Source organism: Bradyrhizobium manausense (assembly GCF_018130615.1).
Lineage (GTDB): Bacteria > Pseudomonadota > Alphaproteobacteria > Rhizobiales > Xanthobacteraceae > Bradyrhizobium > Bradyrhizobium manausense_A.
Genome location: NZ_JAFCKB010000029.1, coordinates 19,823 through 44,973, shown reverse-complemented (window position 1 = coordinate 44,973; position 25,151 = coordinate 19,823). Strand labels below are relative to the sequence as shown.

Here is a 25,151-nt window from a genome sequence, read left to right as displayed (position 1 = left end):
TTGGCGCTTCCTCGCAGACTCGAACCGTCCGGAACAGACTTGACCGCTACGCTCTCAGTGTCATGCCCGGGGCTTGTCCTGGGCATCCACGGTCATTGTGCCGCGAGGCAAGTCGTAGATGGCCGGGTCTCAAGCCCGGCCATGACGAATCCGCGGAACGGCGCCGCTACGTGAACAACGTCGGCTGTTGTCGCGCCGCACGCTCCTGCGCCTCGACCACGGCGACCGCCGTCATGTTGAGGATGCCGCGCGCGGTCACCGAGGGGGTGAGGATGTGGGCGGGCCGGGCCGGGCCGATCAGGATCGGACCGACGGGAAGCGCATCCGCCAGCGACTTGATCATCTGATAGGCGACATTGGCAGTGTCCAGCGTCGGCATGATCATGATGTTGGCCTCGCCCTCGAGCTTGGAGTGCGGCAGCACCATCTTTCGGGCAGCGGCGGAGAGCGCGGTGTCGCCCTGCATCTCGCCGTCGGCCTCGATCTCCGGATGCTTCTCCCTCAGCAGCTGGGTCGCCTGGCGCATCTTGCGCGACGAGTCGGTGTCGTAACTGCCGAAATCGGAATGCGAGACGAAGGCGATCTTCGGCTTGATGTTGAAGCGCTGGACATGGACCGCTGCGAGCGAGGCAATCTCGGCCAGCTCTTCCGCGCTCGGATTGGGGCGCACCTGCGTATCCGCGATGAAGAACGCGCCCTTGCTGGTGATCAGCAGGGCCAGTGCAGCGTAGTCGCTGATCCCCGGCGAAAAGCCGACGATCTCCCGGACATGACGCAGATGGCTCATGTAGCGGCCCTCGACGCCGCAGAGCATCGCGTCCGCCTCCCCGCGCGTCACTGCGAGCGCCGCGATCACCGTGTTGTTGGTGCGCACCACGGTGCGGGCGGCATCCGGCGTCACGCCGCGACGGCCGGCGACCTCGACATAGGATTGCACGTAGGAACGGTAACGCGGATCGTCCTCGGGATTGACGAGATCGAAATCCTTGCCCGCCTTGATCGACAGGCCGAAGCGCTTGATGCGCGCCTCGACCACCGAGGGACGGCCGACCAGGATCGGCGTCGCCAGCTTTTCCTCCAGCACCACCTGCGTGGCGCGCAACACGCGCTCGTCCTCGCCTTCGGCGTAGATCACGCGCACCGGCTGGGTCTTGGCCTTGGCGAACATCGGCTTCATGACGAGGCCGGAGCGGAAGGCGAAGCGCTCGAGCAGCGCAGCATATTCGTCGAAATTGGTGATGGGACGCGTTGCGACGCCCGACTCCATCGCGGCCTTCGCAACAGCAGGCGCCACGCGCAGGATGAGCCTTGGATCGAACGGGCTCGGAATGAGCGAGCCCGGACCAAAGCCACCCGCCTCGCCGGTGTCAAAACCCTGCGCCACGGCATCCGACGGCGCCTCGCGCGCGAGCTGCGCGATGGCCTCGACGGCGGCGTGCTTCATCTCCTCGTTGATGGCGCTGGCGCCGACATCGAGCGCGCCGCGGAAGATGAAGGGGAAGCAGAGGACGTTGTTGACCTGGTTCGGATAGTCGGACCGGCCGGTGCAGATCATCGCGTCGGGCCGCACCTTGCGCGCCTCCTCCGGCATGATCTCCGGCGTCGGATTGGCGAGCGCCATGATGAGAGGCTTCTCGCCCATCGCCTTGGCCATCTCGGGCTTGAGCACGCCCGGGGCCGACAGGCCGATGAAGATATCGGCGCCGCCGATGACGTCGCCGAGCGTGCGCTTGTCGGTCTTCTGCGCATAGACCGCCTTCCAGCGATCCATCGAGGTGTTGCGGCCCTCATGCACGAGGCCGTCGATGTCGCACACCCAGATGTTCTTGCGCTGCGCGCCCATCGACACCAGCAGATTGAGCGTGGCGATCGCCGCGGCCCCTGCCCCCGATGCCACGATCTTCACGTCCGACAGCTTCTTGCCGTTCAGGCGGAGGCCATTGGTGATGGCGGCGGCGACGATGATGGCGGTGCCGTGCTGGTCGTCATGGAAGACCGGGATCTTCATGCGCTCCTTCAGCCGCGCCTCGATCTCGAAGCACTCCGGTCCGCGGATGTCTTCCAGGTTGATGCCGCCGAAGGTCGGCTCGAGCGCCGCCACGGTCTCGACCACGCGGTCGATGGTGTCGGCGGCGATCTCGATGTCGAACACGTCGATGCCGGCGAACTTCTTGAACAGGACGGCCTTGCCCTCCATGACCGGCTTGGAGGCCAGCGGCCCGATATTGCCGAGGCCGAGCACCGCGGTGCCATTGGAGACCACGGCGACCAGATTGGCGCGCGTGGTCAGGGTCGCGGCTTCCGCCGGGTTCTTGGCGATCTCGGTGCAGGCGGCCGCAACGCCCGGGGAATAGGCCAGCGCGAGGTCGCGCTGGTTGGCGAGCGGCTTGCTCGCCTGGATCTCGAGCTTTCCGGGACGCGGCAGACGGTGATAGGCCAGCGCCGCCTGGTGGAGATCATCAGAATAGGACGACATGCGGTCTCTTGCCTCGCGTTACCGGCTCAAAATGCATCATCCGGAGTGGCCATCCAAGCGGATGGTATTTCCGGGCCGTGGAAACGGGATGAAGCACGGCCGAAGGCCCGGTGGCAACATCCGATTGCGTTCCCATCAACAGGACGCATGCTCAAATATTTGAAAGCGCTAGCTTTCCCTGGACCTTGTCAGCTTTCCCGAATATGGCAGGTTGCGCAGCGCACAACGAACAACTGGAGCTGGGAATGAAGCGGATCCTGATCGGCCTGATCGCAGTCGTGGTGCTGGCCGCGGCCGGATGGTTCGGCTTCAGCCTCTACGCAAAACATCGTGCCACCGCCGAGATCGAGGCAGCCTTCGAGCAGATCCGCGCCAGCGGCGGCAAGGCGAGCCACGGCAAGATCGAGTTCGACCTGATGAGCCGGACGCTGACCATCGACGACATCGCGGTCACGCCTGGCAGCCAGCCGCAGGCGCAGGTCAAGATCGCCGGCATCAAAGGCACCGGCGTTCGCCAGATCGACGACAGCAGGTTTTCGGCCGACAGCATCGACATCACCGGCCTCGACATCGCGCTGGATCAGGTCGGTCCGGCCAAGGTGAAGGCGTCCTACAAGGTCCCGCAACTGACGCTGCGCGACTATGCCGGCCCCCTGCACACCGGGGCGGCGCCGGCGAACGGCTCCCTGATCGAACTGTACCGCTACGTGCTCGGTCAATACGCGAGCGTCAAGGCGTCTTCGCTCACGGCACCGACGCTGACGTTGAGCTTCGATTCCGGCAGCGGTCCCGGCGGTAGCGGCGACGTCACCTATTCCGGGCTGGCGATTCAGAATCTGAAGCACGGCAAGATCGATGCGATGAAGGCGGACCGCGCCGTCATCTCGATCGACGTGAAGCAGAAGGGCAAGCAGGACAAGCTGACCGGCGAGCTGTCGAACATCATTGTCAATGATTTCGATGCGACCGCGATCATCGACGCGCTCGATCCAAAGACCAGCAGTGACGAGACCTATCATCGCGTCTACCGGCAGGTCTCGGCGGGCCCCTACGCGCTCAGATCAGCTCAGGGGATGCGTGTCGATTTCGACGGCTTCGCGATGGAGGACATTGACGTGCAGCCGTCGAAATTCCGGCTGGCCGAGCTGTTTGCCGCGCTGCCGCAGGATCAATCGGCCCCACCGACGCCGGCGCAGGCGCGCGAGATCATGGAGAAGCTTGCCGGCTTCTATGAAGGCCTCCGCATCGGCAAGGCCGAGGTCAGCAAGATCTCGGTCGGCACGCCCCAAGGGACCGGCAAGGTCAATGCGATCAGATACCGCGAGGGTGAATTCGCAATCGAGGGCGTCGATACGCCGGCCCCGCAGGGGCAGTTCAAGATGGAGCGCTTCGCGCTGAAGTCGTTCAGCGCGGCAAACCTGATGCGCTGGACGGCGGGCCTTGCCACGCCGGGGCGGGCGCCCTCGCCCGATCAGATGCTCGGGCTGTTCGGCGTGCTCGCAGGCGCCGAAATCAAGGGCGTGACGGCACCCTACAAGACCACCAAGAAGCTCGTCACGATCGACACGCTGAGCCTGGACTGGGGGCAGTTGATCGGCTCGATCCCGAGCCAGGCGCACGTGGTGGCCAAATTTGTCACGCCCACCGATCCATCCGATCCAAAGCAACTCCCGTTACTTGCGGTCGGGATCGACAAGCTCGCGATCGATCTCGACCTCGGCGCGGCGTGGACTGAGTCTTCCAACGACTTCGCTCTGACGCCGGCAACCCTCGACATCGGAGGAATTGGAAAAGCGCAATTGCGTGTCACGCTCGACAATGTGCCGCGCGAGGTGTTTTCGTCCGATCCCGCCCAGTTGATGGGCCAAGCGGCTCGGATTGAGGCCGGCGCGCTCGAGTTTTCACTGCGCGACAATGGCGGCGTCGAGGCCGCAGCGACGCAGTACGCACGCGGCAAGAATGTGAGCCGTGACGCGGCGCGTCAGGCACTCGCGGACAGCGTCAGAGTGCACCGGGAGGAGATCGCGGCCGCCAATCCGGATGCGGGCGCAGCAGTGGACGCCATCGCAAGCTTTGTCGAGACGCCGGGCCAGACGCTGTCCATCAAGCTCTCGCCGCGCGCCAAGGCGCCGCTGATGCAATTGATGCAGCTCTTGCAGACCGACCCGCAGAGCGCGCTGGCCCAGTTCAGGATCGAGGCCTCGACGGGGTTGTAGGAGCGGAGTTGGGACCGCGGGCCCTCACCTGCCGTCATGGCCGAGCTCGTCCCGGCCATCCACGTTCCCGCAACACCCCAAAAACGTGGATGCCCGGGACAAGCCCGGGCATGACGTATTCGTGGCGCGTTCCCAGCGCAGAAGACTCTCACTTCTGCGGCAGGTTCACCCGCACATGCAGCTCCCGGAGCTGCTTGGTCGTGGCTTCCGAGGGTGCGCCCATCAGCAGGTCCATGGCCTGCTGGTTCATCGGGAACAGCGAGATCTCGCGCAAATTCGTGGTGCCGCAGAGCAACATCACGATGCGGTCGACACCCGCGGCCATGCCGCCATGCGGCGGCGCGCCGTACTGGAAGGCGCGGTACATGCCGCCGAAGCGGTCGACCACTTCCTGCTCGCCATAGCCTGCGATCTCGAACGCCTTCACCATGGCTTCCGGCACGTGGTTGCGGATGCCGCCCGAGGCGATCTCGTAGCCGTTGCAGGTGATGTCGTACTGGAACGCCTTGATGGTCAGCGGATCCTGGCCCCTGAGCGCCTCGAGACCACCTTGCGGCATTGAGAACGGGTTGTGCGAGAAGTCGACCTTCTTGTCGTCCTCGTTGTACTCGTACATCGGGAAGTCGACGATCCAGGCGAGCTCGAACCGCTCCTTGTCGGTGAGGTTCAATTCCTCGCCGACCTTGTTGCGGGCGAGCCCCGAAAACTTCCAGAACTTGTCGGGATCGCCGGCGACGAAGAAGGCGGCATCGCCTTCCTTGGTGCCGATCTGCGCGCGGATCGCAGCGGTGCGCTCAGGCCCGATGTTGTTTGCAAGCGGACCTGCGCCCTCGCCGCCCTCGCGCCACATGATGTAGCCGAGGCCCGGCTGGCCCTCACCCTGCGCCCACGAATTCATGCGGTCGCAGAACGCACGGCTGCCGCCGCCGGTCGCGGGGATCGCCCAGACCTGGTTCTTGGGATCTTCAAGCATGCGCGCGAACACCTTGAAGCCGGAGCCGCGGAAGTGCTCGGAGACGTCCTGCATCTCGATCGGGTTGCGCAGGTCCGGCTTGTCGCTGCCGTATTTGCGCAGTGCCTCGGCGAACGGAATCCGGCGCCAGTTCTTGCTCACCGGCTTGCCCTTGGCGAACTCCTCGAACACGCCAGTGATCACCGGCTCCATCGCCGCGAAGACGTCTTCCTGCGTCACAAAGCTCATCTCGACGTCGAGCTGGTAGAACTCGCCGGGCAGACGGTCGGCGCGCGGGTCCTCATCGCGGAAGCACGGCGCGATCTGGAAGTAGCGGTCGAAGCCCGACATCATCAAGAGCTGCTTGTACTGCTGCGGCGCCTGCGGCAGCGCATAGAACTTGCCGGGATGGATGCGTGACGGCACCAGGAAGTCGCGCGCGCCTTCCGGCGAGGACGCGGTCAGGATCGGCGTGTTGAACTCGAAGAAGCCCTGCCCCTCCATGCGCCGGCGCATCGACTTGATGATCTCGACGCGGGTCATGATGTTCTGGTGCAGCTTCTCGCGGCGCAAATCGAGGAAGCGGTACTTCAGGCGAATGTCTTCGGGATATTCCTGGTCGCCGAAGACAGGCAGCGGCAGGTCGCCGGCCGGGCCCAGCACCTCGATCTCGGTGACATAGATCTCGATCTTGCCGGTCGGCAGGTCGTCATTGTCGGTGCCTTCGGGGCGGCGGCGAGCCTTGCCGTCCATCCGCACCACGAATTCCGACCGCAGCTTCTCGGCCAGCGCGAACGCCGGCGAGTCCGGGTCGACCACGCACTGGGTCAGGCCGTAATGGTCGCGCAGGTCGATGAACAGCACGCCGCCATGGTCGCGGACGCGATGGACCCAGCCTGACAGGCGGACCGTCTCGCCGATGTTGCTCTCGCGGAGCGCGCCGCATGTATGTGACCGGTAGCGATGCATGGTCGTCCCAAAAATGATGTCTGAGGATCGAATCGAACGGCCTGTTACGGCCGGTCCGAAGTTCCGGCAGGGTTTACCCGACGAGGCCCAAAGCAGCAACCCGATGCGGCAACCAATGGAACGGCCTGATTTGGGCTGGAAGTGCCCATTTTTGCCCGATCCGGCCCCGAGCCTTTGCCATCGGGCGTTCCAGCCCTATCTTGAGGCCATGACGGTCCGTTTCCCCTTCCAGAACTCGTATTCGGCGCTGCCGGACAGCTTCTTTGCCCGCGTCGCGCCGACCCCTGTCGCCGCCCCCCGGCTGATCAAGCTGAACCGGCCGCTGGCGATCCAGCTCGGACTCGATCCAGACCTGCTGGAGGCCCCTGAAGGTGCCGAGATCCTGGCCGGCAAGACGGTTCCCGCCGGCGCCGATCCGATCGCCATGGCCTATGCCGGCCACCAGTTCGGGCATTTCGTGCCCCAGCTCGGCGACGGACGGGCCATCCTGCTCGGTGAAGTCATCGACAGGGACGGCGTCCGCCGCGACATCCAGCTCAAGGGAAGTGGCCCCACGCCGTTCTCCCGCCGCGGCGACGGCCGCGCTGCGCTCGGGCCCGTTTTGCGCGAATACATCATCAGCGAAGCCATGTATGCGCTCGGCATTCCGACCACGCGTTCGCTCGCCGCCGTGGTCACCGGCGAGCACGTCATCCGCGAGACCGCACTCCCCGGTGCCGTGCTGACGCGCGTCGCCTCGAGCCATATCCGCGTGGGCACCTTCCAATTCTTCGCCGTGCGCCGCGACACCGACGCGATCCGCAGGCTCGCCGACCACGTCATCGTCAGGCACTATCCCGATCTGCTTCATGCCGAGCGCCCCTATCACGCGCTGCTCGCTGCCGTCGTCGCGCGCCAGGCCGAGCTCATCGCGCGCTGGCTCCTGGTCGGCTTCATCCACGGCGTGATGAACACCGACAACTCGTCCATCTCCGGCGAGACCATCGATTACGGTCCCTGCGCCTTCATGGATGCCTACAACCCTTCGCAGGTGTTCTCGTCGATCGACGAGATGGGCCGCTACGCCTATGCCAACCAGCCGCGCATTGCGTTGTGGAATCTGACGCGGCTGGCCGAATGCCTGCTGCCGCTGTTCTCCGACGATCAGGAGAAGGCCGTCGCCGAAGCGCAGGACATTCTCGGTGCCTTCAGCGAGACGTTCAGCGCGGCCTATCAGGCCGGCCTGCGCAAGAAGATCGGCCTGTTCACGGAGCGCGACGGCGACGAGGCCCTGATCCAGGACCTGCTCGATGCCATGGCGAAGAACCAGGCCGACTTCACCCTGACCTTCCGCAAGCTCGGCGATGCCACGGGCGATGACGGCGCCGACGTGCGCGCGCAGTTCATGGAGCCGGCAGCCTTCGACGAATGGGCGGGACGCTGGCGCGCGCGCACCGCGCTAGAGCCGCAAACCGCAGCCGAGCGGCAAGCCGCGATGCATGCCGTCAATCCGGCCTTCATCCCGCGCAACCACCGCGTCGAGGCCGTGATCCAGGCGGCGGTGAATGACGACGACTACGCGCCATTCGAGGAATTGGTAAAGGTGCTGGCGAAGCCGTATCAAGACCAGCCGGACTACGCCGCCTACGCCGATCCACCGCTGCCGGACCAGCGGGTGCTGCAGACGTTCTGCGGGACGTAAAGCGCGAGCCGGGGCCGTTTCCGGCCCTCACCTACCACGCGTAGCGCACGAGGCCTTTGGCGGCGTAGGAGCGTGTGACGTTGGAGAATTCGCCCTCCAGGGTCGCCGCGGCCGACCAGCCGTTCAGCCATTTCTTCTCGACCGCCCCGGTCACGAGCGCGGCGTCGGCGGCCATGGTCGCGCCGTTCACGACAAAACTCGCGCCGGGCAATGTCTGGAAGGTCGCTCCGATGCCACGGTCCGGATTGAAATCGTGCGCCCAGGCGACGCGCCCGCGCAGCGTGACGATGCCGTCCGGCGCCGCAAAGGATTTGTCGGTGCGAAGGCCAAGTTCGCTGCGCGTATCCGTGACGCTCTTGGCATTGTAGGCCAGCGCGAACTGGTTACTGCCGACAATCACGTGCTCGGCATAGGCCGGCAGATCGAACGCAGTGAACTGCGCCGCGGCGTAGGGCGTGAGACCGACGCCCTGCCTCACGAAACGATAGCCGCCTTCGAGCCGGCCGGAATAAGCATTGGCATTGAACTCGGCGCGCAGCCGATCGATCCCGGCCACCGTCAAGGTGCGGTCGGTGACGACGTCCTGCCAGCTATAAGCGAGCGCGCCGGAGATATAGGCGGGACCGACGATGTGTCGGACATACACCCCGGCCTGGAACAGGTCGGAGCGTCCGCCACCCAGATTGTTCGCGACCGTGAAGTTGGTGCCGCCGCCAGCGACTGCGAAGCCGACCAGCGTGTCGCGCGAGATACGATAATCAGCGCCAACGGCAGTGCCGTAGAGGCTGCTGGTGCTGTTGTTCGAACCGGCGGCGGTGCTGCCGTCAGTCGTCTGCGAACCTCCAAAACCCGCCGCCCATACGCTCCAGCGTTGCGCGAACGACGGTGCAGCCGGCGCCTTGGTGTAGACGGCCGCGTAAGCGTCGCGCTCGCTCCTCGCGCCGGCCTTGCCGCTCGCCGCATAAGCCATGCTCTCCTCGGCGTAAGCGTTGGAGGCGCCGCCCGGACCTGCGGCATCGTCACGCCCGGCGACGAAGGGATCCGTCATCACCCCCATGAACTGGGTCATCGCGCCGAACGTCGCCTGCTGTGGCGCGCTACCGACCTCGCCGGAGAGTTGCGCCAGTCCGGCCGGCCCGAGGCCGCCGAACGCAATCGGAATGGTGCCGTTCGTGTTGAAGAAGTTGATGATCGCGTTGCCGACGCTCTGCTGATTGCCGTTCAGACTGCCCGAGGGCGGTGCGAAGTTCAGCGCGAGATTCAGATAGGCGTTGTGCGTGTCCTGACTCAGGCTGACATGAAAGCCTGTCGGCAGGCCGAATGAGAGCACAGTGGGGTCGAACGCGCCCGTGATGCTGCCTGCCTTGAGGATTGTGTATTGCTTCGCGATATAGCTGCCGGGAGAAAAACTCGCCCCCACCGTGGCGCCGCCGAGCGATGCGTTGCCGGTCACATTCGCAAAGGTCGAGGTCGTTGGATCGACGAAGACGAGATAGGCCGCGCCGGACTGCATCGCGAGACTTGTCAGCGTCATCGACGTGCCCGGCGTCAGGCTGCCGGGCGCGAGCAAGCCCCCGGCGTTGACCTCAGTTGCGCCGACGGTGCCGGAACCCCAGAGCGCCCCGCCGTTGTTGACCGTCATGGCTGATGCGGCGAGCGAGCCGCTCACCATGAGAGAACCGTCGTTGACGGTCATGGTGCCGGTGTATGTGCTGCTGTCGCCCGACAACGACATCGTTCCGGAGCCGGTCTTCACGAAGTTGCCGGTGCCCATGATCGCGCCTGCGAAAGTCGAATCCGAATTATCGCCGCCGACGGTCAGCGTGAATCCGCCGACATCGACCTGGGTGAACGCCACTCCAGCTAGCGATCCGTAGGTCGCGCCGCCTGACGTCGAATAGACTCGCGCTCCGATGGATGCCAGGTCTACGCGCCCCGAGACACTGCCCCCATAGCTGTTCATAGTGGCGAGATTGCTCAAGAGCGTGATGTTTCCGTTGATCGCGCCGTAGAGCTGGATGTATCCGCCGGCGGCATCAATAGATCCGTTGATCCTGCCTGTGGTATCGACCACGATGTTGGCACCGATCGCATTGGCGAAGCTATTCGTCGCGTTCACGGTTCCATAAACGATCATATTGCCGTTATTCACGACGTTGGCAGCAGTCAGCGTCCGCCCGGCACCGATCTGCGTACTGTAGATCATGCTGCCTGCGTTGTTGGTGAACGTGCTGATGCCCGTGATGTCGCCACCCGATACGATAAAATACGCAAGGTCGCCGGCCGTTACCGCGCCGTTGGAAAGCAAATTGCCCGTGACCGTAAAATTGCCGCCGGTCTGATTGGTGATACCACCATTGATGGTGCCGCCGGCATTCACCGTGCCGTAATTCGTGAGCCCACCGTTGACCGTGCCCGTGCTGTTGAACGTCGCGCCAGCGGCATTCATGATCCCGGCGGTCGTCGTGACCGTTCCGTTGTTTGTGAACGTACCCACATAATTGGCGATGCTGGTCGCACCAAGTGTACGGTTCACTGATATCTGGATGGCACCGGCTGAGGTCGAATTGTTCGTGAGCGTGGTCAGGCCCGTGAAATCGCCGCCGGAAACGAGAAGGCGTCCCGTGCCATTGTTTGCGAATGTGCTGTTGGCCGTCACGTTGCCAGTGATGGAGAACGTTCCGGCTGCGTAGTTGCTGTTCGCACCGTTCAGAGCCCCACCGCTGGCATTTACCGTATCGGTGTTAGAAATGCCTCCATTGGTTGAACCCGCTGTCTGCATATAGGTGCCGGAGTTTCCCACCGCAGAGTTCATCGTTCCGGAGTTGATAAATAGAGCGCCGTTGAACGTCCCGCTGGGTGTAGTCGTGACCGTGCCGTTGTTGGTGAAGGTCCCGGCGTTGTTAGCGATGGACGCTAGGCTCAATGTCCGTGTCGCCGATACCACCACGGCGTTCGCCGAAGTCGAGTAGTTGTTGAGGTCCGAGTGCAGACCGGTCAAATCGCCGCCTGACACCATTAGCTGCGCGGTACCGGAGTTGAGCCAAGTGTTGTTTGTCGTTAGCGCGCCCGTCACATTGAGCACACTGGTACCCAAGTTGAAAACGGTGCCAACCGTGCCCTGCACATTCACGATGGAATCTGTGCTGTTCAGTTGGGTCTGGATCGTGCCGGTGGTTGTGAGCGTACCGCCGATCAGAATGGCTCCCCCATTAATAGAGCCGCTGTTGGTGGTCGTTCCGGCGCTCTGCGTGACGGCTCCGGTAATCGTGCCCCCATTGTTATTGAGGGTCCCTGTGTTGCCGACGGAGCCGGTCAAAGTCCCGTTGTTGCGAAAAACAGCGCTGTTGGTGACCGCAGTGGTCAAGCTGCCGCCATTGACCAGCGTGCCGTCGGTGACACTGGTGCTGGTAAACGTGTTGGTCCCTGACAATGTCAGCGTGCTGAACCCCGTTTGTGAGATCGAGGTACCAGTCATGTCGTTTGAGATGGAGATCGTCTGGCCGAAAAACGCGTTGTTGACGAGGTTCGGCCCGGCGCCGTTGAAGTTCACGGCCTGGCCGCTGATCGTGTAGTTCTGCGAGCTGGTGGTGAAGGTCCAGGAGTCGGGCGTGATCGGGCCGGCCGTGACCGACACGGTCGTGCTGCCTGTCAACGTAAAAATCGCGGTTTGACCCGCGTTGACCGGCGGTGCGCCGGCCGGCGGATTGCTCCAGTTGGTGCCGAGATTGTAGTCGCTCGTCGCCGTGGTCGAGCCGACGTTACCCCAAATTTGCGCCCTGACACTCGACAGGCTCGTGCTCGCCAACGCGAGAGCGAGCAGTCCTATCCTGGTTGCTCGACCGGCGATCCGGCGGCCTGTCCGCGCTGCCAGGACGCTTTCGACCCTACCTACCTGCGCCAGCTCAAACGATTTAATGAACGCAACGGCCCGACGTGCGGGCCTAGAAAAACCTGCCCCGATCATTCCAAATTCCACAGCGCCGCCCGACGCGCTTTATTGTCAGTTATTTCAAACAGTCACTGCGTAGCCGGTTCCTGGCGGGCGAGCCATGGGTGTGGGTTCCGCCCGGTTCAACGGATGATCGAATCGTGTCCAACTGTGTCTCAACCGCAACATGAGGTTGCAGCGTCGCGGTCAAACCAGCGTTGGCCGCGAGCCGACGAAGCCTGCGGCCCGAGCCGGCCAGCACCGTTTGGGCGCCCGGGTGTAAACGGCAGAACAGACGTCGCGCTACGCGACGAACGCGCGCCGTTCATGGAGCTCGCCGATCTGCGGATTTTCCGATTTTGCCATCATGCCGCTGTTTTGCCCGACGTGTCAACGGACGTCGAACGGCGCCTGTTGTCAGGCAACCACCGGCTACTGTGCATGGGGTTGTTTTCGGTCTTTTTGTGCGATCGGGCGACTACCGCACCGCGAGATGACCCCGTTGACCCCGTCTGCTCTTCCGCCCGACAATTTGCCGGATCGGCAACCACTGTCATCAAACTGAAACACTGTCACTCTAACCGGCTGGCGGGCCGTCTTGCCGGAGGCGACCGTCCTCCCTGGAAGACCGACACACGCTATGCCCTTCAAATTCATCCACCTCACCGACACGCATCTTGCGGGCCCGGGCCAGCAGCTCTATGGCCTCGACCCGCGCGCCCGCCTCGACGCGGCCATCGCCGACATCAACCAGCATCAGTCCGACGCGGCGTTCGCGGTCGTGACCGGCGATCTCACTCACTGGGGTGAGCCCGACTCCTACGCCAATTTCGCTGAAGCGATGGCTGCGCTGAAGATCCCCTACATCGCCATGGTCGGCAATCACGACAAGCGCGTGGCCTGCCTCGACGGCCTGAAGGCTGCGCCGCGCGATCCCAATGGCTTCGTGCAGGGCACGCGCACCACCGAACACGGCCTGTTCGTTTTCCTCGACACGCTGGACGAGACCAGCCACGCCGGCGAGATGTGCGCCAGGCGCTTCGACTGGCTGGCGAAGACGCTCGCGGCCGCGCCCGCAGACCAGCCGTTCGTCGTGTTCATGCATCATCCGCCCTTCCCCGTCGGCGTCCACGCGATGGACGAGATTGCGTTGAAGCAGAGCGCAGAGTTTGCCGAGGTCATCGCGCCCTATCGCGCGCGCATCCGTCACCTGTTCTTCGGACATGTGCACCGGCCGATCTTCGGCAGCTTCGGCAAGATCCCGTTCTCGACGCTGCGCGGCACCAATCACCAGGTCTGGTTCGAGCTCAACCCCGCCGCCACCGATCATCTGGCGAGCCACGAGCCGCCGGCCTATGGCGTGGTGCTGATCGACGACGAGAACCTGGTCGTGCACAGCCACGACTTCCTCGACACCAGCCTGCGCTTCCCGTTCGATCCACCTGCAGGAGTGGACGGCCGCGACTATGCGCTCAATTTCCCGGCGCGGTGACATGAGCCTCGCTGAACCCGCGGCTCTCCCGGTCGCGGCGCCGGCGCCGCCGCGCCTGCACATCGCGAGGCGGTTCACCACGCGCTTCAAAGCTTCGCTGCCGGCCTATCTGCTGCTGCTGCCCTCGCTGATCTTCCTCGCGCTGTTCACCTATGGTGCGATGGGGCGCGTGCTGATCGACGCGCTCTATCAGCGCGCCACGCCGAAGGCGCCGCTGCGCTTCGTCGGCCTCGACAATATCAGCGCCGTGCTGGCGGATTCGGCCTTCACCGGCGCTGTCATCAACAACCTCGTCTACGCCGTCGGCACCGCGATCCCGAGCATCGGCCTCGCGCTGCTGTTCGCGCTGGCGCTGGCGCGCACCAATGCGGTGACCAGCGCGCTGCGGGCTGCGCTATTCCTGCCGGTGCTGATCCCGATGGTCGCGGCCTCCGCGCTATTCCTGTTCATCTTCCTGCCCAATGTCGGCCTGCTCGATTACTACATCGGCCGGCTGCTGCCGGTGCTGCCGAATTGGCTCGGCGACCCCGACATTGCACTTTACGCAATCATGATCATCACGATCTGGAAGAACGCCGGCTACTACATGCTGTTCTTCCTCGCCGGCCTCCAGGCCGTGCCCGAGGACGTGATGGAAGCGGCGCACCTCGACGGCGCCGGTCCCTTCATGCGGCTGCGCTACATCATCCTGCCGGAGCTCAAGCCAACCTTCCTGTTCGTCATCGTGATCGCCACGCTGAACGCGGTGACGCAGGTCGATCACGTCTTCGTCCTGACCCAGGGCGGCCCGTCCAACGCGACCAATCTCGTGCTGTTCTACATCTATCAGCAGGCCGTCGAGCACTTCGATGTCGGCAAGGCCTCGGCCGCGACGCTGCTGACGCTCGCCGCCCTGATGGGCCTCACCGCGCTCTCGTTCCGCACGATGGCGAACCGCGAGGGCGGGCCATGAAGCTGATCGACCGGATCTACAGGGACGCCCCGCTCGCCACTCGCAACGAGATCACCCCGAAGCTCGGCTTCGCGCTGACCGTGCTGCTCGCGCTCGCCTGGCTCATACCGTTCCTGTGGATGGGCGTGGCGACGCTGCGCCCGGCCTCCGACGGCATCAATCTGATGGCCGAGCTGATGCCGAGCCTGAAGCCGACGCTCGACAATATCAGGGACGCCTGGGAGATCGGCGATTTCCCGCGCTACCTGCTCAACACCACCATCATCTGCACCGGCATCCTTCTGGTGCAGTTCGTCACGATCACGCTGGCGGGCTTCGCCTTTGCGCGGCTCGACTTCGCCGGCAAGACGCTGATCTTCTACCTGTTCCTGATGCAACTGATGCTGGTGCCGGTGCTGCTGATCGTGCCGAACTTGAGTCTGGTGGCTCAACTCGGCCTCTATGACACGCTCGCCGGCGTGATGATGCCGTTCTTCGCGTCGGCCTTCGGCACCTTCCTGATGCGTCAGGCCTTCGAGGCGATTCCGACCGAGCTGGAAGACGCGGCGCTGATCGACGGCGCCAGCCTGATCCAGCGTATTCGCCACATCTACGTGCCGCTGTCGCTGCCGAGCTTCTCGGCGTTTGCGATCATCTCGGTCACCAGCCACTGGAACGACTTCCTGTGGCCGCTGATGGTGATCAATTCGCCGGACAAGCGGCCGCTCACGGTCGGGCTCTCCGTCTTCACCAAGACCGCCGAGGGCACGCAGGCCTGGGGCACCATCGCCGCCGGCACGCTGATGGTGATCGCACCGCTGCTCATCACCTTCCTGATCTTCCAGAAGCGTTTCATCAGCTCTTTCGTCACCTCAGGCATCAAATAGGAGATTTTTCGATGCTGTTCTCCCGCAGGCTCATGCTTGGCCTCGCCATGGCTGGCTCTATGGCAGCCGCCCTCACCGTCCCGGCAATGGCCGAGGGTCCGACCGAGATCGACCTGTTCTTTCCTGTCCCTGTCGACGGCAAGCTCGCCCGCGACATGGGCACGCTGATCAAGGAGTTCAATGACGGTCATCCCGGTATCAAGGCGACCGCGGTCTACACCGGCTCCTATGATGACACGCTGATCAAGACGCGCGCCTCGATCAAGGCCGGCAAGCCGCCAGCGGCCGTGATCATGTCGGCCAACTTCCTGCTCGACATGCAGATCGAGAACGAGCTCACCAATCTCGACAGCCTCATCGCCGCCGACGGCGGCACCAAGGACCAGTTCCTCGGCCAGTTCTTCCCGGCGCTGCAGGGCAACGCGGTGATCAACCGCTCGGTCTACGGCGTGCCCTTCCACAATTCGACGCCGCTGCTCTACATCAACGCCGACAAGGCCAAGGAAGCCGGCCTCGATCCGAGCAAGCCGCCGCAGACCTGGGCCGAGCTGACCGACTGGGCCAAGAAGCTGACCAAGCGCGAGGGCGACAAGGTCACCCAATGGGGCATCGCGATCCCCTGCGCCTACGACTATTGCGGCTGGATGATGGAAACGCTCACCATGAGCAACGGCGGGCGCTATTATAATGAGGAGTTCGGCGGCGAGGTCTATTACGACACGCCCTCGATGCTCGGCGCGCTGACCTGGTGGAGCGACCTCGTGAGCAAGCACAAGGTCCACCCGCCCGGCGCCACGCCCGGTCCTGCGGTCAGCACCTCCTTCATCTCCGGCAATGCCGCGATGATGATGCTGTCGACGGGCTCGCTGACCTACGTGCGCGAGAACGCCAAGTTCAACTACAAGGTCGCCTTCATCCCGCGCAACGTCCGCAACGCCGTGCCGATCGGCGGCGCCTCGCTGATCATTCCGGCGGGCGTGGAGGCCGACAAGCAGAAGGCCGCCTGGACACTGATCAAGTGGATGACCTCGCCCGAGAAGAGCGCCTGGTGGAGCCGCGCCACGGGTTACTTCGCGCCCAACATGGCCGCCTACAAGACGCCCCACATGGTCGACTTCCTCAACAAGAACCCGGACGCCAAGACCGCCGTCGAGCAGCTCGACGTCGCAAAGCCGTGGTTCGCGACCTACAAGACCGTGCCGGTGCGCAAGAACCTCGAGGACGAGGTGATGCTGGTCCTCAACGGCAAGAAGCAGCCGAAGGAAGCCCTCGTCGCCGCCCAGAAGGCCGCCGACGAGACGCTCAAGCCGTTCAACGCCGAGACCTCCCTGAAGCTGCCGTAGAGGCAAGAGCAACGGCAGACGAACACGGCGCTCCGCCATGCGGGGCGCCGAATTCGTTTTGGACGGCTACCGCCATTAACCCCCCGTCCACCATCCGGCTGCCCGCGCCGCCGGTAACCATTTGAATTAACAGACCCTCAACGCACAGCCGACAAATCTAACGGTGTTTCTGGAGATTTCCGCCGTGGATTTGCTGGTTTTCGAGTTCCTGGGGTTGGCGCTGGTTGGCATGTGCCTGGTCGTTGTGGCGCTGCCTTGCGCCCGCAAATCCTCACACCGGGTCCGCTACGAGTAGGAATTTCGTCGGAAAAATCGATTCCGGCCCCAATGCAAGGCTCGAATTCGCTTAGAGCCCCTTGACATCACAGCGCTTTCGGCAGAACGGCTGATACCAAGTGTCATGGGCCGTTCATGGATTTGATTACCACCACCGCTGACCTCGCGGCTGCCTGCAGCCGGCTGGCCAAGCACCCCGTCATTACCGTCGATACCGAGTTCCTGCGCGAGACCACCTATTACCCGCTGTTGTGCGTGGTGCAGATGGCCAGCGCCGAGGAAGCGATCGTCATCGACACCCTGGCCGAGGGCATCGACCTCAAGCCGTTCTTCGAGCTGATGGCCAACGAGGGCGTGCTGAAGGTGTTTCACGCCGCCCGCCAGGACATCGAAATCATCTGGCACCAGGCCAACATCATCCCGCATCCCGTGTTCGACACCCAGGTCGCGGCCATGGTGCTCGGCTATGGCGACAGTATCGCCTATGACGCGCTGGTCGAGAAGGTCGCCGGCCATCGCCCGGACAAGACCCACCGCTTTACCGACTGGTCGCGCCGGCCGCTGACCAAGGAGCAGATGCACTACGCGGTGTCCGACGTCACGCACTTGCGCGACGTCTTCGCCGCGCTCGACGCCGACCTCAGGAAGCGCCGCCGCAGCGAATGGGTCTCCATCGAGATGGAGGTCCTGACCTCGCCCAAGACCTACGACTTCCACCCCGAGCGTGCCTGGGAGCGGTTGAAGACGCGCGTGCGCAAGCCGAAGGACCTTGCCGTGTTGATGGAGGTCGCTGCCTGGCGCGAGCAGGAAGCGCAGAGCCGCGACGTGCCTCGCGGCCGTGTGCTGCGCGACGAGGCCATCAGCGACATCGCCACCCACGCGCCAAACACGCTGGAAAAGCTCGCCCATCTGCGCTCGGTACCTAAGGGCTTTGAGAAGTCCAAATGGGGCGCGGACATCGTCGCAGCGGTCGAGCGCGGGCTGGCGCGGGATTTCTCCACCCTGCCGAAGCTGGAAAAGCCGCGCAACAATTCCAATGGCGCCGCGACCGTCGAGCTGTTGAAGGTGCTGTTGCGCATGACGGCCGAACGCCATGCGGTCGCGAGCAAGGTGATCGCGACCGTCGATGACCTCGAGGAGATCGCAGCTGACGACGAGGCCGACGTGCCGGCGCTGCGCGGCTGGCGCCGCGAGCTGTTCGGCGACAACGCGCTGAAGCTGAAGCGCGGCGAGCTCGCGCTGGCGATCGAGAAGGGCCGCGTGATCGGGGTTCAGCGAGTAGAGGCGGTTAAACCTTCATCCTGAGGTGCGGGGCGTGCGGTGCGAAGCACCGCGCGCGGAGCCTCGAAGGATGAGCGCCGCCCGCTACGGCCAGTCGGGCCGTCGCCCTTCGAGGCTCGCCGAAGAGGCGAGCACCTGAGTGTGACGGTGAAAGATCGAACGCCCGGACGGGGGAGACTCTACGCCTGCGGCAGCTTCGCGACTTCCGGCTTCATGTCATTCAGCACGCCGGTGATCGCCGCCACCAGCTCATCGATCTGGGCCTTGGTGGTAATCAATGGCGGACAGATGGCGATGGCGTCGAGCATGTTGCGCGAGATCACGCCGCGCTCCTGCAGCATGCGGCTCGCCATGCCGCCGACGGCTCCGGGCGTCGCGGCTGCCGTCTTGCGGCCCTTGTCGAGCACGAGCTCAATCGCTGCGATCATGCCGACGCCGCGGACTTCGCCGACCAACGGGTGGCTGGTAAGCTCGCGCAGCTTGCCCTGCATGTAGCCGCCGAGCTCGGCGGCATGCGCGACCAGGCCGCGCTCCTCGATGATCTTGAGGTTTTCCAGTGCAATCGCCGAGCCGACCGGATGACCGCCGGCGGTGAAGCCGTGGCCAAGCACGCCGATCTTGTTGCTCTCATCCGCGATTGGCTCGAACATGCGATCGTTCATGATGATGGCTGACAGCGGGAAATAGCTCGAGGTGATCTGCTTGGAGACCACGATCGCATCGGGCTTGATGCCGTAGGTCTCACAGCCGAACATCTTGCCGGTGCGGCCGAAACCGCAGATCACTTCGTCGGCGACCAGCAGGATGTCGTACTTCTTCAACACCACCTGGATCTTGTCCCAATAGGTCGCCGGCGGCACGACGACGCCGCCCGCCCCCATCACCGGCTCGCCGAAAAAGGCCGCGATGGTGTCCGGTCCCTCCTTCTGGATCAGCGCATCGAGCTCCTCGGCCCGGCGCGTCGCAAAGGCTTCCTCGCTCTCGCCGGGGGCGCCGTCCTTGTAGAAATGCGGCGAGCCCGTGTGCAGGATGTTCGGCAGCGGCAGGTCGAACGAGCGGTGATTGTTCGGCAGGCCCGTGAGACTCGCCGAGGCGATGGTGACGCCGTGATAAGCGCGCATGCGGCTGATGATCTTCTTGCGCTGCGGCTGGCCGAGCGAATTCGATCGATACGCGATCAGTTTCAGGACGGTGTCGTTCGCTTCCGAACCCGAGTTGGTGAAGAACACCTTGCTCATCGGCACCGGCGCAAGCGCCACCAGCTTCTCGGCGAGATCGATCGAAGGCCCGTGCGATTTGGCCGAGAACGTGTGATAGAACGGCAGCGCCTGCATCTGCTTGTACGCCGCTTCGACCAGCCGCTTCTCGTTGAAACCGAGCCCGACGCTCCACAAGCCAGCCATCGCCTCGAAATAGCGCTTGCCCGACGCATCGAACACGTAGGGCCCCTCGCCGCGCTCGATCACCAGGGGACCTGCCTGCTGATGGGCGCGCGCATTGGTGTAGGCGTGGAGCTGATAGGCCACATCCCGGGCTTCTTGCGAATTGGGCAGCATGGACATTTGCAGGGATCCCTTAAGTCATCACGTCGTCGGCACGGCCAACGCCATCGCTCGACCATCAGTTACTTGGCTATTGCGGCGGGACGGAACTTGCAACGCCAATTCGTCAGCAGCAAGCGCTCAGCAGCGATGCACAAAGCCGCACACAAGTCGGTGCTCAAGCAGCGCTGTCGTCGTTCCCATCATTGTCGGCCGCGGCTTCCCTCACCTCGACCAGCGCCATCGACAGCAGATAGACGGTCGTGGGCAGACCGACCCGGCGCGCCGCCTCGACGGCACGCGACAGATCGCTCGCCAGCTCCCTCAGCTCGTCCTCCCGAGACAATGTCCCACCCCATCCATCCGCCGATCGCGTCTCTCTCAGATCGCGATGGCGCCACTGGTTCTAATCAGTTCGGCGCTGGACTGGAATGTAGCAAAGTTGCCGATCACATTCACTACCGACTGTTTGTAGACAGCCGCCTCGCTCGTTCCCGTCTGCCCGCAGGCCACGGCATCGGCGACCACCTGGTAGCGATGGCTGCGGTGAAATCCCTCCACGACAGTGGCCAGGATGGTCTCCTCGAGGGAAACACCTGCTACCACGCAGCGCACATTGCGAATGCTGGACATGTGTTCCACGAAACGCGACGAGCTGTACGCCGAGGGCAGCGGATGCTCGAACGTCATCTCACCCGGCCAGGGACGCGCCTGCGCGATCCAATCGGTCAGCCTGGATGACGGATTGAACCACGCCGGTTGCGCAATGCGCTTCAAATGCATCACCGGCAGGAGCTTGCTGCGCCACAGCGTCAGCAGCTCCAGGCAGCGGACGATCGAAGCGTCGGCATCGAGAATGACGTGGCGGTCCCCCTGGGTCAGGTATTCGACCTGGAGATCCGCACAGACCAGAACCAGCGGATCCTCGTGGGAGATCGGCATCGTGTTGCGCAGACCTGCACCAGTTTCAGCGGTCGGCGAGCGCGAGGTCCCGTAGCGGCGAAGTCACCGCCCGCCCCGCCGAGGCATCGAGCACGCCCGGCCGGTCCCAGTCCCCCTCAGGGCGGATGATCACATAGGGATCGCTGTCCAGCGTGATGGCGTCCGGTCCTGGCTCGATCTCCAGCAGCATCTCCGTATAGGCGAAATCCGAGAAGGTAATCTTGCGATTGTGGCCAAGTGGCTTGGCGCCGAAATGAGCCCAGAAATCCACCAACCGGTCCTGAGCCTGACCGTAGATCTTGCGGAACCCCTTGCGCTTCACGAAGTCGATGCTCGCCTGCACCAGCTTGAACGAGAGACGCGAGCGCCGATATTGGTGACGCACCGCAAGCCGCTCGACCTTGGCGAAATCGCCGAAGAAGCGCACCCGCAGGCAGCCCGCTGGCTCGTTGCCGATATAGCCGATGAAGTGCGCGGCAACCATGTCGTTGCCGTCGAACTCCTCGTCAAACGGACAATCCTGCTCGGCGAGATAGACCGCAGAGCGAATGGCCGTGATCAGCATGAGGTCGCTCGGAGTGCGCGCAAGACGGATGGTGATGGCGCGGGAGTCAGGCTTGGCGAGAGGAATTCTAGTGCCGTGCATCTGCAAAACTCCTTGCTTGGATGAACGCACCCGGCATGGGCGTCGGCTGTCGATGCCAGGGACGCTCGTAACACCAGAGGTCGGGCTGGAAGCTCGAAATAGGCTCGAAGCCGGTCGCCCTCATGATCTCGCGTCCGGCCACGGTTGACGGCTGCGCATAGCAATCGGCACCACGAAATCTTACCTGCCGAAGATGAGCAGCCGCCTTGCCAAGACCGGCGATGCCGCGGCCGGTAGCCGCGATCGCCCAGATATAGATGGCTGCGACGTCATCATTCGCGGAAGCGAGATAACGCGTCTCGGGCGCAGTCAGACAGATATCGTCGAGCAACAGTGCATCATGCCCGTGATCGTTGAGAAACAGGAAGGCCATGCCGCCCAGAAGATTGCCTTTCCGGGTGAAAGTCAGGATGCTCTGGGGATCGAAAGCGAAATATGTCGCGAGCTCTGTCGCCCCGATCTGCACACCGGGAACCAGCCGGCGCGCCATCTCCGAGAGCGCTGCTATTTCGGAAAATTGCGCGCGACGGACGTCCACCTCGGGACTCAGCGGCAAGGCGTCGAAATCATGCCTTGCGGCAAACGAGCCCCTTTCCATACTCATGTCGTCCCTCTATCGTTCAGGGGTTTTGTACGCCGCTATGAAGAAAAGCTTAGCGGCTGGAGATCAGGAGTATGCAGCAAGTATTGCACCGGGGTGCTGCAATAATGCAGCACCATGAAGAAGCGCTAAATGCGTCCTGGGACGATTTGAAACTGTTTTTAGCCTGCGCAAAGTTTAAAAGTTTCCGAAATGCTTCAGAAGAGCTTGGGCTCACCTCCACCACGTTGATGCGCCGGATCGACCGGCTCGAAGAGAGCATCGGCTGCAAGCTTTTCCTGCGCGACCAGAGCGGGCTCACGCTCAGCGACGAAGGCACCGCGATGATTGCCGACGTCGCGCATATGGAGCGTCACGCCTTCAATGTCTTCCGCCGAGCCTCACGTTCATCGAACGATACGTCGGGTACGGTGCGCGTCGCCGTGACAGAAGGCCCCGGCAATTTCTGGATCCTGCCGCGGCTGATCGATTTCCAGAAGACCTATCGCAAGATCACCGTCGATCTGCGTTGCGCGATGGAGCAGGCCGACGTCGCGCGACTGGAGTCGGACATCGCAATCCAGCTCGAACCGCCGACCAATCCCGATCTCATCGTCGCCAAGCTCGGCCGGCTGCACATCTATCCCTTCGTCTCCAAAGGCTATGCTGACCTCTACGGCGTGCCGACGACGCTCGCCCAATTGTCGAGCCACCGCATCATCAAGCAGAGCGCGCCGCAGGTCGACGACGGCGCCTATGCCCGCGTGCTCGGGCTGAAATCGCTGGAGGGCATCGTCGGGATCAAGACCAACTCCTCAGTCGGCGCGCTCTATGCGGTGGAGCGTGGCGCGGGCATCGGTTTCCTGCCGTCAGTGTCGATTGCGCTCGGCGCGCCGCTCGTCGCCGTCGATCTCGGCGTCAGCCACCACGCCGACCTCTGGCTGACCTATCACAAGGAATTCCGCGCCTCCGAGCGCCACAGGATCGTGGTCGACTGGCTGAAGAAGATCTTCGACCCAAAAACCTATCCTTGCTTCCGTGACGAGTTCATCCATCCCAACACGCTGGTGCCGATGATGACGGATGCGCGCGAAGGCTTCGGATTGTCTGGATACATTGCAGCAACGCCGATTTGAGTGGGAAGGAGCAGCCCTTCACCACCGATGTTCGAAGCCGACCGTGCCCTGGTGCGACGTCAGTTCATTGCGGAACTTGCCATCGTAATTGACATAGAGCCGTGCCGTGTTGGTCAGGCTGAGCGACGCCGAGGCGCCGGCGTCCATGCCGTAACGGCTCTCGCCGATGCCAGGGACAATGATGCTCTGGCTGCCGAGGCTGACCTGGACCGATCCCAGATCCTGATGAAAATTGTCGACGAACTTGCCGTAGGCCGAGAGGTCCAGGATCTTGCGGTCGAAGATGAAGTAGCGCCCGATCTCTGCGCCGATCATGACGCGCGCGCGAGAAAGCGCGCTCGAGCCGACGTTGAGTGGATCCAGTCCACCGGCCTCCTGGAACGCCGCACTGGTGGCTCGCACATATTCGAGCGCGCCCTTGGGCACGATGCGCATCTGGTCCTTGGTCCAGTAATAGCTGATCTCGGTCAGCGCGCCATCGACGGTGGCACGATAGCCCGCCGTCGCGAGGCCCAAGCCGGTGTCTCGGCTGGAACGGACCTTGCCCAAACCGTGCACCAGCGCAAAGGCCCAGGTCCACGGTCCCTTGTCGAGAGAGCCGTTGAAGCCGATCTGGGTGAGGTCGAGCGTCGCCGACTGGAGCGCGAGCGGCACGTCGATGTCGGTATGGCTCTGGTCGACGGAGAAGCCGAGATTGACGCCCGGGGCGATCCGCGCACCGAATCCGGCAACGCCGCCGAACGTCTTGCGCTTGTCGCCAACGAAATCGCCCTGCGCATCGGTCCGGACTGCAATGCCGTAGCCCTCATACCAAGTGCGGTAGCGCGGATCCTCCGTGCCCTCCGACGCGCCGCCGCCGCCGGGATTGGTGCGCGCCCCGCGGTTGATGCCGCCGGAGGCCTGGTTGCCGAGCCGCTCCAGGAAGTTAGAACCGAGATTGAGCGCGCTGTTGCCGGCCGACTGGTTGAAATTGGTCGAGGTCGCGCTCGGGGTCGGCGACGGCGTGGGTGTCGGAGTGGGGGTGGGCGTGGGGGTGGGTGTCGGCGTGGGCGTCGGAGACGCGGCCGGCGTCGGGGTTTGCGCAAAGCCTGATGTCGCCGACATCATCGCGACGACGACAAGAGCCATGGCAATCGCCGTCACGATCCGGCGGACACGGTCCAACCCGATCGTCTGCCGTATCCGAATAGGCTGCTGCGTGCAGCACATGACGAAACATCCCGAAGCAAAAATGGCGGCTCGCAAAAATACAACACGAACGGCGAGCAGGTGCGGCGATTTGTGCTGAACTGCCACGGGGGGTCAACCGGGTGGCATGGTATCGTCGGGGTGATTGCGCCTGATTGTGGTTCCGCGGCCACAGGTCGCAAATTGCCGCGGGACATCTCCAGTGCGGACTTGAAATTCGCGCGCGGCTTGCTAGCGCACGGTTTTCGTGTTGGAATATCGGACACAATCGGAATTGGCCGCTCGGCTGTGCGTTTCGCGACAGACTCAAGACTCGAACAGACTTCCGGAAGCCCGTTTGTGACGTGGCACGCGAAAAGCGGCCGCGTCTTTTTAGTATCTAGCGGAGGAGACTAACGATGCCACAAAAGGGCACCGTCAAATGGTTCAACCCCACCAAGGGCTACGGGTTCATCAAGCCGAACGGCGGCGACAAGGACGTGTTCGTCCACATCTCCGCGGTCGAGCGCGCTGGCCTCTCGACCCTGAACGAGAACCAGGTGGTTGAATACGACCTCGTGGAGAACCGCGGCAAATCGTCCGCGGAGAACCTCAAGGTCTCCTGATTTCTCTCGAAGCTCAGCACGAGAGATCATGACGTTGCCCCCGGCTCTGCCGGGGGATTTTGCTTAAGGGGACGAAAC

General features: G+C 63.7%; 18 protein-coding genes. 9 read left to right on the top strand and 9 right to left on the bottom strand.

The window, feature by feature from the left end:
* Positions 1–166: 166 nt before the first annotated feature.
* The gene (locus JQ587_RS34300) at positions 167–2,476 is read right to left on the bottom strand and encodes an NADP-dependent malic enzyme (protein WP_212299473.1); all 2,310 of its coding nucleotides are present in this window, start codon (positions 2,474–2,476) and stop codon (positions 167–169) included.
* Between the two features lie 245 nt (positions 2,477–2,721).
* On the opposite strand from JQ587_RS34300, the gene JQ587_RS34295 reads away from it, so the two are divergent.
* Positions 2,722–4,692 carry an aq_1923 C-terminal domain gene (locus JQ587_RS34295; protein WP_212299471.1) on the top strand — a complete coding sequence of 657 codons (1,971 nt, stop codon included), beginning with the start codon at positions 2,722–2,724 and terminating at the stop codon, positions 4,690–4,692.
* Between the two features lie 148 nt (positions 4,693–4,840).
* On the opposite strand, the gene aspS is transcribed toward JQ587_RS34295, so the two are convergent.
* Positions 4,841–6,613 (bottom strand): aspartate--tRNA ligase, encoded by a 1,773-nt coding sequence (aspS, locus tag JQ587_RS34290; protein ID WP_212299469.1) that lies wholly within the window; start codon positions 6,611–6,613, stop codon positions 4,841–4,843.
* A gap of 208 nt (positions 6,614–6,821) precedes the next feature.
* Between aspS and JQ587_RS34285 the strand changes: the two genes are divergently transcribed.
* On the top strand, positions 6,822–8,294 hold the full coding sequence (locus JQ587_RS34285) for a protein adenylyltransferase SelO (protein ID WP_212299467.1): 1,473 nt from the start codon (positions 6,822–6,824) through the stop codon (positions 8,292–8,294).
* A 31-nt stretch (positions 8,295–8,325) separates the two neighbouring features.
* Here the strand turns inward: JQ587_RS34285 and JQ587_RS36820 are convergent, their stop codons facing one another.
* Entirely contained in the window at positions 8,326–12,261 is a 3,936-nt protein-coding gene (locus tag JQ587_RS36820) for an autotransporter outer membrane beta-barrel domain-containing protein (protein ID WP_249154665.1), read from the bottom strand.
* A gap of 604 nt (positions 12,262–12,865) precedes the next feature.
* Here JQ587_RS36820 and JQ587_RS34275 point away from each other — a divergent pair.
* The 5 genes from JQ587_RS34275 (at position 12,866) to rnd (ending at position 18,459) form a co-directional block, all read left to right on the top strand.
* Positions 12,866–13,717, top strand: a complete 852-nt coding sequence (locus JQ587_RS34275; RefSeq protein ID WP_212299465.1) for a phosphodiesterase — start codon at positions 12,866–12,868, stop codon at positions 13,715–13,717.
* A gap of 1 nt (position 13,718) precedes the next feature.
* Entirely contained in the window at positions 13,719–14,669 is a 951-nt protein-coding gene (locus tag JQ587_RS34270) for a carbohydrate ABC transporter permease (protein WP_212299464.1), read from the top strand.
* Positions 14,666–15,535: a carbohydrate ABC transporter permease gene (locus JQ587_RS34265; protein WP_212428293.1), complete on the top strand. Its 870-nt coding sequence runs from the start codon at positions 14,666–14,668 to the stop codon at positions 15,533–15,535. Before JQ587_RS34270 ends, JQ587_RS34265 begins: the two co-directional genes overlap by 4 nt.
* An 11-nt stretch (positions 15,536–15,546) precedes the next feature.
* The gene (locus JQ587_RS34260) at positions 15,547–16,878 is read left to right on the top strand and encodes an ABC transporter substrate-binding protein (RefSeq protein ID WP_212428292.1); all 1,332 of its coding nucleotides are present in this window, start codon (positions 15,547–15,549) and stop codon (positions 16,876–16,878) included.
* A 411-nt stretch (positions 16,879–17,289) separates the two neighbouring features.
* A complete protein-coding gene (gene rnd, locus JQ587_RS34255) occupies positions 17,290–18,459 on the top strand; it encodes a ribonuclease D (RefSeq protein WP_212428291.1) in 1,170 nt (389 codons plus the stop codon).
* Positions 18,460–18,614: 155 nt separating this feature from the next.
* On the opposite strand, the gene JQ587_RS34250 is transcribed toward rnd, so the two are convergent.
* The 5 genes from JQ587_RS34250 to JQ587_RS34230 form a co-directional block, all read right to left on the bottom strand.
* On the bottom strand, positions 18,615–19,997 hold the full coding sequence (locus JQ587_RS34250) for an aspartate aminotransferase family protein (RefSeq protein WP_212428290.1): 1,383 nt from the start codon (positions 19,995–19,997) through the stop codon (positions 18,615–18,617).
* 157 nt (positions 19,998–20,154) lie between these two features.
* Positions 20,155–20,322, bottom strand: coding sequence for a hypothetical protein (locus tag JQ587_RS34245; RefSeq protein WP_212428289.1), 168 nt, complete (start codon positions 20,320–20,322; stop codon positions 20,155–20,157).
* A 35-nt stretch (positions 20,323–20,357) separates the two neighbouring features.
* Positions 20,358–20,918 (bottom strand): isochorismatase family protein, encoded by a 561-nt coding sequence (locus JQ587_RS34240; RefSeq protein ID WP_212428288.1) that lies wholly within the window; start codon positions 20,916–20,918, stop codon positions 20,358–20,360.
* A 25-nt stretch (positions 20,919–20,943) separates the two neighbouring features.
* Positions 20,944–21,564: a GNAT family N-acetyltransferase gene (locus tag JQ587_RS34235; protein ID WP_212299454.1), complete on the bottom strand. Its 621-nt coding sequence runs from the start codon at positions 21,562–21,564 to the stop codon at positions 20,944–20,946.
* The gene (locus JQ587_RS34230; RefSeq protein ID WP_212428287.1) at positions 21,551–22,168 is read right to left on the bottom strand and encodes a hypothetical protein; all 618 of its coding nucleotides are present in this window, start codon (positions 22,166–22,168) and stop codon (positions 21,551–21,553) included. Before JQ587_RS34230 ends, JQ587_RS34235 begins: the two co-directional genes overlap by 14 nt.
* A gap of 71 nt (positions 22,169–22,239) precedes the next feature.
* Here JQ587_RS34230 and JQ587_RS34225 point away from each other — a divergent pair, with 71 nt between their 5' ends.
* Complete coding sequence (locus tag JQ587_RS34225) at positions 22,240–23,280, top strand: LysR family transcriptional regulator (RefSeq protein ID WP_212428286.1); 1,041 nt, start codon at positions 22,240–22,242, stop codon at positions 23,278–23,280.
* Between the two features lie 18 nt (positions 23,281–23,298).
* On the opposite strand, the gene JQ587_RS34220 is transcribed toward JQ587_RS34225, so the two are convergent.
* Positions 23,299–24,489, bottom strand: a complete 1,191-nt coding sequence (locus JQ587_RS34220) for an autotransporter outer membrane beta-barrel domain-containing protein (protein WP_212428285.1) — start codon at positions 24,487–24,489, stop codon at positions 23,299–23,301.
* Positions 24,490–24,866: 377 nt separating this feature from the next.
* Between JQ587_RS34220 and JQ587_RS34215 the strand changes: the two genes are divergently transcribed.
* Entirely contained in the window at positions 24,867–25,073 is a 207-nt protein-coding gene (locus JQ587_RS34215) for a cold-shock protein (protein WP_008551638.1), read from the top strand.
* Positions 25,074–25,151: the final 78 nt, after the last annotated feature.

Excerpts from the sequence above, each read along its gene's own strand:
- JQ587_RS34220 (WP_212428285.1), bottom strand. The coding sequence starts at position 24,489 with ATGTGCTGCACGCAGCAGCCTATTCGGATACGGCAGACGATCGGGTTG.
- JQ587_RS34270 (WP_212299464.1), top strand. The coding sequence starts at position 13,719 with ATGAGCCTCGCTGAACCCGCGGCTCTCCCGGTCGCGGCGCCGGCGCCG.
- JQ587_RS34260 (WP_212428292.1), top strand. The coding sequence starts at position 15,547 with ATGCTGTTCTCCCGCAGGCTCATGCTTGGCCTCGCCATGGCTGGCTCT.
- JQ587_RS34250 (WP_212428290.1), bottom strand. The coding sequence starts at position 19,997 with ATGTCCATGCTGCCCAATTCGCAAGAAGCCCGGGATGTGGCCTATCAG.
- aspS (WP_212299469.1), bottom strand. The coding sequence starts at position 6,613 with ATGCATCGCTACCGGTCACATACATGCGGCGCGCTCCGCGAGAGCAAC.
- rnd (WP_212428291.1), top strand. The coding sequence starts at position 17,290 with ATGGATTTGATTACCACCACCGCTGACCTCGCGGCTGCCTGCAGCCGG.
- JQ587_RS34215 (WP_008551638.1), top strand. The coding sequence starts at position 24,867 with ATGCCACAAAAGGGCACCGTCAAATGGTTCAACCCCACCAAGGGCTAC.
- JQ587_RS34275 (WP_212299465.1), top strand. The coding sequence starts at position 12,866 with ATGCCCTTCAAATTCATCCACCTCACCGACACGCATCTTGCGGGCCCG.
- JQ587_RS34265 (WP_212428293.1), top strand. The coding sequence starts at position 14,666 with ATGAAGCTGATCGACCGGATCTACAGGGACGCCCCGCTCGCCACTCGC.
- JQ587_RS34240 (WP_212428288.1), bottom strand. The coding sequence starts at position 20,918 with ATGCCGATCTCCCACGAGGATCCGCTGGTTCTGGTCTGTGCGGATCTC.
- JQ587_RS34295 (WP_212299471.1), top strand. The coding sequence starts at position 2,722 with ATGAAGCGGATCCTGATCGGCCTGATCGCAGTCGTGGTGCTGGCCGCG.
- JQ587_RS34300 (WP_212299473.1), bottom strand. The coding sequence starts at position 2,476 with ATGTCGTCCTATTCTGATGATCTCCACCAGGCGGCGCTGGCCTATCAC.
- JQ587_RS34225 (WP_212428286.1), top strand. The coding sequence starts at position 22,240 with ATGCAGCAAGTATTGCACCGGGGTGCTGCAATAATGCAGCACCATGAA.
- JQ587_RS34235 (WP_212299454.1), bottom strand. The coding sequence starts at position 21,564 with ATGCACGGCACTAGAATTCCTCTCGCCAAGCCTGACTCCCGCGCCATC.
- JQ587_RS36820 (WP_249154665.1), bottom strand. The coding sequence starts at position 12,261 with ATGATCGGGGCAGGTTTTTCTAGGCCCGCACGTCGGGCCGTTGCGTTC.
- JQ587_RS34230 (WP_212428287.1), bottom strand. The coding sequence starts at position 22,168 with ATGAGTATGGAAAGGGGCTCGTTTGCCGCAAGGCATGATTTCGACGCC.
- JQ587_RS34285 (WP_212299467.1), top strand. The coding sequence starts at position 6,822 with ATGACGGTCCGTTTCCCCTTCCAGAACTCGTATTCGGCGCTGCCGGAC.